This window comes from Pedobacter nototheniae (assembly GCF_032678625.1).
GTDB classification, from domain to species: domain Bacteria; phylum Bacteroidota; class Bacteroidia; order Sphingobacteriales; family Sphingobacteriaceae; genus Pedobacter; species Pedobacter nototheniae_A.
Genome location: NZ_JAVTSO010000003.1, coordinates 35,549 through 49,185 on the forward strand (window position 1 = coordinate 35,549; position 13,637 = coordinate 49,185).

Consider the following 13,637-nt stretch of genomic DNA (forward strand, 5'->3'; position numbering starts at 1 on the left):
AGCTTGAAGATTTGGACGTTCAATCCATCAGCCTTATTCATATTTAAGTGCATCAATGGCATTTGCTTTTGCCACTTTAAGGGTTTGTAAACTCACGGTTAATATGGCAATGATTACCGAGATTAATAGCGCCAGCACAAAAGGCCATAAACTAATGCTTGATTTGTAATCATATTTTTCGAGCCACTTGGAAACTGTAATATAGGCCACAGGGATGGCGATAACATTTGAAATGATAACAAGTTTCATAAAATCTTTATTCAACAAAACCAGTATATCCGACAGGTTTGCGCCTAAAACTTTTCTAATGCTGATTTCCTTGCTGCGTTGCTCTGCCATATATAAAGCCAGGCCAAGTAAACCCAGGCAAGAAATGAAGATTGCAAAACCACCAAACAGGTTAGAAAGTACACTCAGCAATCGCTCATTCTTTAATTTTTCGGCCATGCCCTGGCTTACCATTTCTACTTCTACAGGATAAGCTGGATTGAGTTTCTGGCTTATGGATTTAATGGTTTCGATTGATGAAGTGAGTGATTCTTTAGAATTTAGCTTCAATAACAAAACATCACTTTCTTTTACATTATAATAATAAACTGTTGGTTGTACTTTTCCGCCAAGTGATTCATTAAAATAATCTTGAATCACACCAACCACCTTAAATGGTTTTGAATCACCCCAATGAATTATGGCTCCTACCGGATTTTTTAAATTCATAAATTTAACAGCCGTTTCATTTAACAGTAATGATGTTGCGGTATCGGCTGGAAATGATGCCGAAAAATCTCTGCCTTTTAAAATTTTAACACCCACGGTATGTGAAAAATCATAACCCATACTTCTATAACTAACAATCGATACATCATTTTTCGATTTCCCTGGCCATATAAAGTCACTGGTGATGGAACCACCACTTTGAGTAAAGGAGTTTGCATACTCAACGGCAGAAACAATTGCACCAGCATTTTTGAGTTCTTTTTTTAAGATATCCAATTTACCTGGTTTTCGCAACTCTCCTTCCAGCTGGATTTGGGCCAAGGCATTTTGATCAAATCCTAAAGGCTTATTTTTCAAAAATTGAATTTGGTTGTAAACTACAATTGCCGAAATAATCATACAGATTGACAAAGTAAACTGCACCACAACCAATACTTTTCTAATGGACAGAGAGCCTGCTGACCCTTTAAATCCCTTTAAAACTTTTACAGGAATGAAAGATGACAGGTAAAATGCCGGATAACTTCCAGCCAATAAACCTGTAATTAAAATGAGTGAAATTAGGGTGCCCCAGAATGTATATGAGCTGTATTTGATTTGGATACTAATATCCAGCAGATTATTAAAATAAGGCAAAAAGCTTTCTAACAATACAAAGGCTACAAACATTGCTAAAAAAGAAACTAATAGCGATTCGATCAGAAATTGAGACATTATGGTATTTCTTGTCGAGCCTAATGCTTTACGTACACCAACCTCTCTTGCCCGTTTTTCTGATCGGGCGGTAGAAAGGTTCATGTAATTTATGCAGGCAATAAGTAGCACACAAACAGCCAAAAAACCAAATAACGTCACCTGATCTATTCTTCCACCAACGGGTTTACCATTTTGAAAATCATTATATAAATGAAGCTGTTTGAAAGGGAGAAGAAAAGGTTGATATGCCATCTCCTTTAAATCAGGCTCTTTATTAACAATGAAATTGCTTAAAGTCTTATTTGTTGATTCTAAAAGCCCTTTATCTTTTAATTTGACAATGGTAGCACAGGTTATTGCACCCCAGCCATTCTCTTTCTGTCCAGGGTTTTCTTGTTCGAAAAATGCCCAGGGTTGCAAAATATCAAACTGGATACTTTGATTTTTAGGTAAATCCTCAATAACGGCCGTAACTTTAATGTCTTTTTTATTATCCCACTTAATACTTTGTCCAATTGGGTTCTCATTCCCAAATAATTTTTTGGCTGTTGAGGCAGTGATTAGTGCACTATTTGGATCTTTTAAAGCTGTAATAACATCTCCGTATATAAACTTATAACTCAGTATTTTTAAAAAACCAGGGTCTACCTCATTTAACCTAAGCTTGAAATTATTTTGGTTGTGACTAAATAATTTCAAACTGTTGTACATATTTATTCGTGCCGCTATTTCAACACCTGGAAACTCCTGTATTAATGCATCTGCGAGTTTATTAGGTACAGATTCGGTTGTAAATAAATTCCCATTAGATTTTAGATTTAATTTAGCCATGTAAACCTTCTCTACATCCTCAAACTGCTTATCGTAGCTCAATTCGTAGTTAACATACAAAAGCAACATTAAGCAGCAAGCCATGCCAATGGCTAAACCACCAACATTGATTAATGTAAAACCTTTGTTTTTCCAAAGATTTCTAAAGGCTATTTTTAAGTTTAATCTGAACATAGTTTTAAGTTTAAAAGCTTAAAGGTTGAGGGATTGGGTATTTTTGTCTGGAGCGCCTCACCCTTTTGCCTTATTCGTATTTTAAAGCATTTACAGGATTAGAAGTTGCCGTTTTATAGGCTTGAAAACTCAGTGTTACTAAAGCCAGAATTAATGTACCCGCAGCCGCTAACACAAATACCCACAAGGAAATATCGGTATGGAATTCAAATTTTTGAAGCCAGGCATTCATGGCATACCAGGCAAGCGGTACCGCTATAACAATGGATACGGCAATCATTTTTACAAAAGATAAAGACAATAACTGCATCAGGCTAAGTGCCGAAGCGCCCAATACTTTGCGTACACCAAACTCTTTTGTGCGCTGCTCTGCACTGTAAGCAACCAGTCCAAATAATCCTAAGCAAGAAACAAAGATGGCAAGCCCTCCAAAAAGGTTAGATAAAATACCCAGTGTTTTTTCTGATTTATATTTATCCGTATAAAGCGAATTCAGGAAGTTGATCTCCACAGGATAGGCAGGGTTTATGGCTTTGGTTATACTGGTTATCGTTTCTATATTTTGCTGTAAACTGTTGTCTTTATTTAAACGCATGGTAATTGTTCCGGTGCGCTTAGGATCAAAGAAAACGACCATTGGATTGTTAGATTTGTAAGGAGAATCCCAAACGTAATCATCAAAAACACCAATAATATTATATTTATCACCAAATACGGTTACTGTTTTCCCTATTGGGTTTGTATAGCCAAAAGTTTTAACTGCCGAAGCACTTACCATTACGCCCGCCGAATCTGATGCAAAGTTTTTAGAAAAATCTCTTCCTTCTGTTAATTTTATTCCATTTGTTTTAGTAAAATCGTAAGTGGTAGATACCTGATTAAACATCTGAGTATTATCTGGCTGAATCATCCCTTCCCAGGTAATGCCCATAAAATTATGGCCATGGTGAGACAAACTTACCGATGACTGGGACATTGATGTTACGGCGCCGGATTTTAGCAATTGAGTGCGCAAAACTTCGTATTTAGTTTTCAGTTCTCCATCCTGTGGCATTTCTGCAAGCGCATTTACATCAAATCCTACTGGTTTGTTTTTAATGTATTGTATTTGTTTGTAAATCACCAGGGTAGAGATAATCAATATAATGGCAAAGCAAAACTGCCCTACCACTAAAACTTGTCTTAAGCTAACAGAAAAGAAACTGCCTGATTTTATTTTTCTTTTTAAAGTTTGGATTGGATTAAATGCGGAGAGATAAAATGCGGGATAACTCCCGGCGATAAGTCCTGTACCGAATACAATTCCTAAAATACCTACCCAACTGGAGGTTTCGAAATAAGATATATCAAGTTTTATGTTTAAAAGGTTATTGAAGGTTGGCAGGAAGATTTCTAAAATGGCAATTGAAATAATTAATGAGATAATTGTTAACACCATTGATTCGGTTAAAAACTGCAAAATTAATGAAGCCCGATTTGCACCGATTGTTTTTTTGATGCCTACTTCTTTTGCACGCTTTTCTGATTTAGCGGTAGCCATGTTCATAAAGTTGATGCAGGCAATTAACAGAATACCGAAAGCCAATCCCATAAACAAATAAATTTGCTCAATTGCTCCGCCTATACTTTTTCCATTTTCAAATTTCCCATAAAGATGAAGCTTGCTTAATGGAAATAAGAATTGTGCCTGATGGGTGTCGTTTGTGTTCTTTTTCAGTACCCCGAATATTTTTTGATTAACTGCATCTAAATTAGCACCTGTTTTTAACCTGACTAAGGTTAAAAAGCTATAATTTTCCCAGTTTGGAACTTTTACACTTTTATCAATGGTTTCAAATAAAGACCATGGCATTAAATAATCGAATTTATTTGAGCTGTTATCCGGCTGATCTTTAATTACACCAGTAACGTTTAAATCGAGTTGATCTTTAAAACGAACAGATTTGTTTAATACATCGGTAGTCCCGAACAAGATCTTTGCGGTAGATTCTGTTAATATTACGGCATTAGGTGCATTTAAAGCCGTATTGGCATTACCCTGTATAAATTCGTAATCGTACATTTTAAGGATGGTAGGTTCTGCAAACCTCGACATCCGTTTGTATGAATTTTGGCCGTTGGCAATTAAATCCTTACTTCCATAATCCATTCTGGAAGTGTACATAACTTCAGGGATATCTTCTTTAATAGCAGGGCCTAAAGCCGCGGTAGATCCTTCAAAAGTTACGGATATTACACCATGCTCTCCCGGAACATTAGTCATAGTTGTAAAAACATTTTCAGCGTTTTTACCCTGCTTATCAAAATTCCATTCGTAAGAAACATACAGCAACAACATTAAGCAGGCTGCAAGCCCAATAGCCAAACCTGTAACATTAATTAATGAGGAAGTTTTGTTCTTCCAAATGTTTCGTAAAGCAATTTTTAAGTTTAATCTAAACATATTTTTATAGTTTGGCATTTAGCCGTAAGCGTTTCACATTTAAAACGCTTACCGCCAAAAGCAGGTCTTATTCATATTTAAGTGCATCAATTGGGTTTGCTTTTGCCACTTTTACCGATTGTATGCTTACCGTTAAAACGGCTATTAAAATGGATATTACAATAGCCAGTAAGAATGGTATAAAGGATATGGAAACGTGATACTCAAAAGCAGAAAGCCACTTGCTGATAATAATATAAGCCAACGGAAAAGCAATCAGGTTTGCAATAGCAACCAGTTTTATAAAATCTTTATTTAAAAGGGTTAGGATATTACCTGTACTGGCGCCCAAAACCTTCCGGATACTAATTTCCTTTTTACGCTGCTCGGCCATAAATAAGGCTAATCCAAGCAGGCCTAAACAGGAGATAAAGATGGCAAAGCCGCCAAACCAGTTGGAAAGTGTACCCAAAAGTTTTTCGTTCTGGAATTTAACTTCGAATGATTCATCAACAAATTTACGGCGAACCGGATAGTTAGGCTCCATTTGCTTAACCAGTTCATCTATTTTTTCGAGTGAAGAGCTAATGTTTTGATTGGGGTTTAAACGCACTAAAATTACACCAGCACCATCTTTATAACTTGGATAAAATATCATTGGTGCAACTTTTTGATAGGCACTCTCTACCACAAAATCTTTTACTACACCAACGTTGGTAAGTCTTGTACCACCCCAATTAATAACAGCACCAATAGGGTTTTTAAGCCTCATCATTTTAACTGCGGCTTCGTTTAGCAATACAGTGGCCGTATCGTTTGGAAACTGAGTAGAAAACTCCCTTCCGCTAATCAACTCTGTACCAATGGTCTCTACAAAATCATTTCCAATCCCCCTGTTGTTAAATAAAATTGATTCATTAGGATCTTTACCCTCCCAGGATATAGCCGTTGTATTGTTTCCATTTTCGGTCAGATCTTTACTAAAAAAAGTAACATTTGATGCTGCACCTGACTTTATAAACTGGGTTTTAAGTAATTCTAATTTTTTGTTATCCTGCATTCCGCCCTCAACAGCAATTTGAATCAAATTGGTTTTATTATACCCTATAGGTTTGTTTTTAACATACCGGAGTTGCTGATAGATAACTGATGTGCAAACAATAAGGCAAGCTGCAAAAACAAACTGCACCACCACCAATACTTTTCTAACCGAAACAGAAGAATCTGTTTTAATTTTTAAACCTTTTAATACTTTAATTGGTTCGAAAGAGGATAAATACAGCGCAGGGTAACTTCCGGCTATAAATCCGGTAAAAACCATTAAAGCAAACAGTGTAATCCAAAATCCAATATTGGTATAATCTATTTTCAGCTCAATGTTTAGCAGGTTATTAAAATACGAAAGGCTAACTTCCACTAAAACAAACGCCAAAACAGTTGCAAGAAAAGTTACAAACACCGACTCTAACAGAAACTGGCTTATTAATGATTTACGTGTTGAACCAATTGCCTTACGGATGCCAACTTCTTTTGCCCTACGTTCAGAACGGGCGGTTGATAAATTCATAAAATTTACGCAGGCAATCAGCAAAATACAAAAGGCAAGCATAATGAATATTTTAAGCTGGTCTATTTTCCCGCCAACCATTTTTCCATTTTCAAATTCATCGTACAAATGCCATTTGGTTAACGGATGCAGCGAAGCGACGGAGGTATTGTCTTTTTGGTTGCGTTTGTAAATGCCTTTCATGGCTTCGTTTACTTCGGCAAAGTTTTTATTATCCTGTAACTGAACTATGGTTAAACACATATTGCTGCCCCAGTTTGCTTCTTTGGCCCACGATTCTCTCCTTTCAAATAATGCCCATGGCATTAAAGCTTCAAAAGTTATGCTGTTGTTGGCGGGTATATCCTCAATGATGGCTTCTACTTTTAATACATCCTGATTCTCAAGCTTTACTGTTTTATTAATCGGATCTTCATTACCAAATAATTTTTTAGCAAAAGATTTTGTAAGAATTATGGTATTTATATCTTTTAAAACCTGATTTGGATTGCCTTTAATAAACTTATAATCTAATATTTTAATAAAAGACGGATCAGAAAAGAGTACCCTGCTAGTTAATTTATTCTCGCCAACCGTAATTAGTTTTGGACTCGGGTAAGTAGAATGCGATGAATTTTTAACTCCCGGAATCTTTTCTCTCACTTCATCTGCCATCGCATTGGGTGTCCATGCCCAGCTAAAAATTTTACCGTTTGCAGGCGAATGCTGGTAAACGATATAGGTTTTATCAGAATCTGTAAATTGTTTATCGTAGCTCCACTCGTAAGCAACATACAGCAACAAAATCATGCAGCTGGCCAAACCGATGGCTAAACCTCCAATATTTATTAGAGAGAATCCTTTATTTTTCCAAAGGTTTCTTAAGGCTATTTTTAAGTTTAATCTGAACATAATGAGTTACCTGTATATTTTTTTTAATTGCGCTGTTTTAACTACTGATTGAATTATTCGTGTTTTAATGCATCAATGGGATTGGCTTTTGCCACTTTAAATGATTGTACACTTACTGTTAAAATGGCTATTAAAACGGATAAGCCAATTGCCGCTATAAAGGGTAGTGAAGAAATTGAAACCCGGTATTCATAACCTGAAAGCCATTTATTAACGATAATATATGCAAGCGGAAAAGCAATTATATTGGCTATCGCCACCAGTTTAATAAAATCTTTATTCAGTAATGCAAGGATATTTCCGGTACTGGCGCCCAAAACCTTGCGTATGCTAATTTCCTTTTTGCGTTGCTCTGCCATGTATAAAGCAAGGCCCAATAAACCCAAACAAGAAATAAAAATGGCAAAACCACCAAACCAGTTTGAAAGTGTACCCAACAATTTCTCGTCTCTAAACTTGCTTTCAAATTTTTCATCTACAAATTTCCTGTCGATTGGAAAAGCAGGGTTAATATCTTTGAAAATCCCATCAATGGTATTTAAAGACGAGGTTAAATTTTGATTTGGGTTAAGCCTTAAAATCATATTAGACATGCCACCATTCATTGCCATAATTAATGGTGCCGGTTTTTTGTAGGCCGATTCCATAACATAATCTTTTAGCACGCCAATTATGGTTATAGGTCTTCCCCAGGTAATTTGCTTACCTACCGGATCTTTTAAACCCATAACTTTAATCAACTCTTCATTTACAATTACATTTGCAGTATCAGCAAAAGCTGAAGAAAAATCGCGTCCTCGGACCAAAGTCATTCCAGTTGTTTTAACAAAATCGTAACCTGCCCATCTAAAATTAACTAATACTTTTTCATTCGGATCTTTTCCAGGCCAGCTTACACCATAGCCATTATTACCACCTTCGGTTAAAGAGGCACTATATTCTGTTACATTGGTTACTGCGCCTGATTTTAAAAGCTGATCTTTTAGTAATTTGCGTTTTTCAGCGCTATTTAATACGCCCTGAATGGGCACTTCAATTAAATTGTTTTTATCATATCCAATTGGCTTAACCCTGATATAGTTTAGTTGACGGTAGATAAAACCTGTACATACAATTAAACAAGCAGCAAATACAAATTGGAAAACAACTAAAAATTTCCTTACCGATAAAGAAGAACTTCCGGTTAAAGCAAAGCCCTTAAGTACTTTTATAGGCTGAAAAGAAGACAGATAAAATGCCGGATAACTTCCAGCTACAAAACCTGTAATAATGGTTAAGCCCAGAAAAGTTGACCAGAATTTCCAATCACTATAATTAATCTGAAGGGTGATGTGTAAAAGGTTATTAAAATACGGTAAGCTTACTTCAATCAGTACAAAAGCCAATACCATACTTAACAGGGATAATAAAAAAGATTCGAACAAAAATTGCTTAACTAAGCTGGTTCTCGAGGAGCCGATTGCTTTCCTTACGCCCACTTCTCTCGCTCTTTTTTCTGATTTTGCAGTAGAAAGGTTCATGAAATTTACACATGCAATTAACAATATGCTAAATGCAAGCAGCAAGAAAATCCTTAACTGATCTATTTTCCCTCCTACAGAAATTCCATTTTCGAACTTCCCATACAGGTGCCATTTGTAAAGCGGAAACATAAACGCCTCGTTGTTGCTGGTTTTATCCTGGTTACGAAAAAAATTCCTCAGGATTTTATCAGCCGCATTAAAATTACTGTTGTTTTGCATCTGAATTAGGGTCATACAAAAATTGCTGTCCCAACCCACCGATTTTATAAAAGGGTTTTCATTTTCAAATAAAACCCATGGTAAAATATAATCAAATTGCAGACTACTGTTTTTAGGTGCATCGGCTATTACAGCCTCAACCGTTAAAGGCTGGTTGTTGTTGAGTTTAATAATTTTATTGATCGGATCTTCATTTCCGAATAAACTCTGAGCTAAAGTTTCACTAATTACAATACTATTTGGGTTTTTTAATAAGTGATTCTGGTTACCTTTTAAAATTTTATAATCTATAATTTTAAGAAATTCAGGATCTGCAAAAGTTCCGAATTTTTTAAAGTTGTTGTTGTTATAGGTAATTAGTTTAGATTCACCATAAGATAAACGTGTTACGTTTGAAATTCCTGCAATTTTAGTTTTAACCTCATTTGCTAAAACGCCAGGAGTAGCCCCAAAAGTGAAGGTTGTAGTTGCTGTTTTTTGATTATTAAAGACAACATAGGTATTTTTATAATTGGTAAATTGTTTATCATATCCCCACTCATAAGCTACATACAATAATAAAATCATACAACTGGCCAAACCAATAGCCAAACCACCTAAGTTAATTAAGGTAAATCCTTTATTTTTCCAGAGGTTTCGCAGGGCAATCTTAAAATTTAATTTGAACATTTTATTTGTATGGTTAAGTCAATGTAACTTACTGAAGCTTGATTTTGTTAATGGAGCATTTTGTTGTTTCTTTAGGTCTGCCACGAGCTCAAACCAATAAGTAACCATTTAACTAATGGTGTTGGTCATTAACAACGCAACGACCTAAAATGCAGCCTTATGTTATTTTAGTTAAAAAATTAAAGGGCCAATCCCACTCTTCCCATCCGGGAAGATTTTCGGGCTGGCTATCATTAACTAAAACTAAATTCTTGTTTGAAGTTGAAGGAGCAAGTAGAAGGCAGAAAAATTATGACAATTAAATCCATCACCTTAAAACTTACGCCGCCCTTGCTTATATTAGCTCTTCGTTTCTACTTTTATTTATTTTTTCAGAGATCACATGTCCATCTTTTAAATTGATAATCCGGTTAGAAAAGCTGGCGTCATGGCTGGAGTGTGTAACCATCACAATGGTTGTTCCAGTTTCGTTTAATTCGCAAAGCAATTCCATCACTTCATTTCCATGCGAACTGTCTAAATTTCCGGTAGGCTCATCGGCTAAAACCAATTTTGGTTTGGTTACCAGCGCCCTTGCAACGGCCACACGTTGTTGCTGACCGCCAGACAGTTGCTGAGGAAAGTGCCCGCTTCTGTTTACGATATTCATACGTTCAATAATTTCGTTTACCAACTTCTTTCTTTCAGTTGCGGGCACTTTATTATAGATTAAAGGAAGTTCTATGTTTTCAAAAACCGTTAGTTCATCAATCAGGTTAAAATTTTGGAAAACGAAACCCATATTCCTTTTACGAAAATTAGAGCGTTCCCTATCATTCAAGGTTAAAAGTTCTGTATCGATAAACTTGTAGCTTCCGCTTTCCGGTTTATCCAATAAGCCCATAACATTTAACAAAGTTGATTTACCACAACCTGATGGTCCCATAATGGATACAAATTCTCCAGCAGCAACATGAAGGTTAATTCCATTGAGCGCTGTGGTTTCCACTTCTTCAGTTTTGTAAACTTTTTCCAGATTTTCTATTTTAATCATAATTTTAGTATGAAGTATATTTTAGTATTTAGTATCAAGTATCAAAACCTGATTATTATTTTTTCTGATTGTTTATTTTTAAAAACGCTAAACTTATTTACTAATCTCTACCTGATCGTACTGGTTAAACTGATCGTATGAAGAAGTAATTACCTCATCATTTTTTTGTAAACCATCCAATATTTCATAATAAAGGTAATTTTTGCGTCCAATTTTAACGTTTCTTTTGGTTGCTTTACCGTTGTTTACCACAAATACCCACGAACCTCCGGTACTTTGAAAAAACTGTCCCTGTGCTAAAAGCAACGATTTACTGTTGTCAGATAACGTTAATTTTGTTTGTAAGGATAAACCACGACGTAAACCTTCAGGAGAACCATTTTTAAAAACCATTTCTACCTGAAACTGTCCTGCAGTAACCTCTGGAATCACCTTACTAACGGTTAAGTTGTATGTTTTTCCATTAAACTCGCAACTTGCAGTTTGGCCTTCCTTTACCCTGTTAATATAATACTCATCTACACCCGCCTGCAATTTATAACCTTGTAAAACGTCTATTTTTCCAATCATTTCATTGGAAGTATAAGATTTACCGATTACAGGATCGTAAGAAGATAATTTACCCGAAACCGGGGCCTTTATGGTCATGTTCTCAATGTTTTTACGAATCATTTCCAAACTCTCATTCATTTGGCCCATACTCTGGTCTATTTGAGCCAGTTGCATTTTACGGCTTTGATTTTCCTGCTGAATGGCTTGTCTTACAATTTTACGTTTACCCTGATAATACTCATAATCCTGGTTAGATTTTGTAAATTCCTGTGTTGTAATTACTTTTTTCGAATATAAAGCACTGTCCAAACGATATTGTCTTGCGGCAGTACGTAAATTATTTTCAACGTCCAGTAAATCCTGGTTTAACACCCTTTGGTTCTGTTCTAAATCCAATCTCGATTTACGTAACTGGTTAATTTGTTCAGTTGCTGCCGTTTGGCTTGAAGTATAGCTTAACATAGCGTTGGAATTGGAAATTCTTAAAAGTGGCGCACCCTTAACAACAGAAGATCCATTTTCAGTAAAAATTTCTGCTACAGTTCCCCCTTCAGACGAACTTACGATTACTGAAGTAAGTGGTACAACACTCGCATTTAATAAAACCACATCTTCAAAATCGCCAAATTGTACTTTGCTAATCGTTAACTTGTCAGCATCAGCTTTATATACTTTTTTTAATGATAAGGTATAGCCATAAATTACAACGGCAACAAATGCAATTGCCCCGCCTAATATTAGTAAGGTTTTGGTGCTAAATCTTTTCTTTTCTATTTTCTTATCCATTGTTTGTTGGTACTGTTTTGTTGCTTAATAACCAAGCTTGTGCCAAAAGCATAAAACAAAATAAACAACTAAAAATCAATAACTTATAATTTAATCACGCAACGAAATGTTCATTTCCGGACAGTTTATGTGCGAGATCGAACAGTTTTAGTAAATTCGTATTACCAAATTAAAATTTATGTTAGACGCCACAGTCCTGATTATTGATGACGACGACGATATTCTGCTAAGTGCAAGATTATTTCTTAAGCAACAGGTTAAGCAGGTTGTTACCTGTAAATCGCCAAAAGAGATTAATATTTTATTAAGTAAAAATGAGGTAGATATCGTTTTACTGGATATGAATTATCAGAAAGGGGCCAGTGATGGCCGCGAAGGCCTGTATTGGCTGGAACATATCCTTTCTATTGATAAAGATTATGTAGTGATTTTGATGACTGCTTTTGGAAATGTTGAACTGGCGGTGAAAGCCATTAAGAAAGGGGCTACAGATTTTATTCTTAAGCCATGGGAAAATGAAAAACTTTTTGCTACACTTTCTTCTGCATCTAAACTACGCGAATCGACCAGAAAAGTAAAGAAGCTCGAAAAAATTCATTCTTCTTTACAAAAAGACATGACCCGGGGTTTTGAAAATATTGTTGGCGAAGCCGAAGTTATAAAACAACTGCAAAACACCTTGGTAAAGGTTGCACCAACTGATGCCAACATGTTAATTTTGGGCGAAAACGGAACCGGAAAACAGGTATTTGCCTATGAAATTCACAGGTACTCACAGCGCAAGAACCAGGTTTTTATGCATGTAGATTTAGGCTCTTTAAACGAGAATCTTTTTGAAAGTGAGTTGTTTGGATACGCCAAAGGTGCTTTTACTGATGCGAAAGAAGATAAACCGGGAAGATTTGAACTTGCAGATGGAGGAACGATATTTCTGGATGAGATTGGAAACCTAACGCTACCCTTGCAGGCCAAATTATTAAGTGTTTTACAAAACAGAACCGTTACCCGCCTTGGCGAAAGTAAGGAGCGTAAAATAAACGTACGCTTAATTACGGCTACAAACATGCCTTTAAACGAAATGGTGGCTAAAAATACGTTCAGGCAGGATTTATTGTTCAGGATAAATACTGTTGAATTGTTACTTCCGCCTTTACGTAAACGCGGAAGGGATATTTTATTGCTTGCCAACCATTTTATGCAGGTTTTTAGTTCAAAATACCATAAAGAAACCCGTGCGCTAAGTTCGAAGGTAGAAGATGCATTATTAAATTACAGCTGGCCCGGCAATGTGCGTGAGCTTCAGCATGTTTTGGAAAGGGCTGTAATTATGAGCGATGGCACAACAATATCTGAAGAAGATTTACAATTGAGTCCGCAGCGTTTTTCAAATAATAATGCCTTGCCGGATGAAATGGCCTTGGAAGATATGGAGAAAATGATGGTGCAAAAGGCAATCGATAAGCATAAAGGGAACATCTCAAAAGCAGCAGCCGAACTTGGGTTAACACGTGCAGCTTTATACCGCAGAATAGAAAAATTTGGAATATAGTTTATCCT

7 protein-coding genes are annotated in these 13,637 nt (G+C 35.9%); 1 reads left to right on the forward strand and 6 read right to left on the reverse strand.

The features are described 5' to 3' along the window. Positions 1 to 33 precede the first annotated feature (33 nt). The 6 genes from R2Q77_RS10250 to R2Q77_RS10275 form a co-directional block, all read right to left on the reverse strand. Positions 34 to 2,418 carry an ABC transporter permease gene (locus tag R2Q77_RS10250; protein WP_316803641.1) on the reverse strand — a complete coding sequence of 795 codons (2,385 nt, stop codon included), beginning with the start codon at positions 2,416 to 2,418 and terminating at the stop codon, positions 34 to 36. A 70-nt stretch (positions 2,419 to 2,488) separates the two neighbouring features. Then, positions 2,489 to 4,861 (reverse strand): ABC transporter permease, encoded by a 2,373-nt coding sequence (locus tag R2Q77_RS10255; protein ID WP_316803642.1) that lies wholly within the window; start codon positions 4,859 to 4,861, stop codon positions 2,489 to 2,491. Between the two features lie 67 nt (positions 4,862 to 4,928). Then, positions 4,929 to 7,298 (reverse strand): ABC transporter permease, encoded by a 2,370-nt coding sequence (locus R2Q77_RS10260; RefSeq protein WP_316803643.1) that lies wholly within the window; start codon positions 7,296 to 7,298, stop codon positions 4,929 to 4,931. A 53-nt stretch (positions 7,299 to 7,351) separates the two neighbouring features. Further along, on the reverse strand, positions 7,352 to 9,709 hold the full coding sequence (locus tag R2Q77_RS10265) for an ABC transporter permease (RefSeq protein WP_316803644.1): 2,358 nt from the start codon (positions 9,707 to 9,709) through the stop codon (positions 7,352 to 7,354). Between the two features lie 334 nt (positions 9,710 to 10,043). Then, positions 10,044 to 10,742, reverse strand: coding sequence for an ABC transporter ATP-binding protein (locus R2Q77_RS10270; RefSeq protein ID WP_316803645.1), 699 nt, complete (start codon positions 10,740 to 10,742; stop codon positions 10,044 to 10,046). A 93-nt stretch (positions 10,743 to 10,835) separates the two neighbouring features. Further along, positions 10,836 to 12,080 (reverse strand): efflux RND transporter periplasmic adaptor subunit, encoded by a 1,245-nt coding sequence (locus tag R2Q77_RS10275; RefSeq protein ID WP_316803646.1) that lies wholly within the window; start codon positions 12,078 to 12,080, stop codon positions 10,836 to 10,838. A gap of 178 nt (positions 12,081 to 12,258) precedes the next feature. Between R2Q77_RS10275 and R2Q77_RS10280 the strand changes: the two genes are divergently transcribed. After that, complete coding sequence (locus R2Q77_RS10280) at positions 12,259 to 13,629, forward strand: sigma-54 dependent transcriptional regulator (protein WP_316803647.1); 1,371 nt, start codon at positions 12,259 to 12,261, stop codon at positions 13,627 to 13,629. Positions 13,630 to 13,637: the final 8 nt, after the last annotated feature.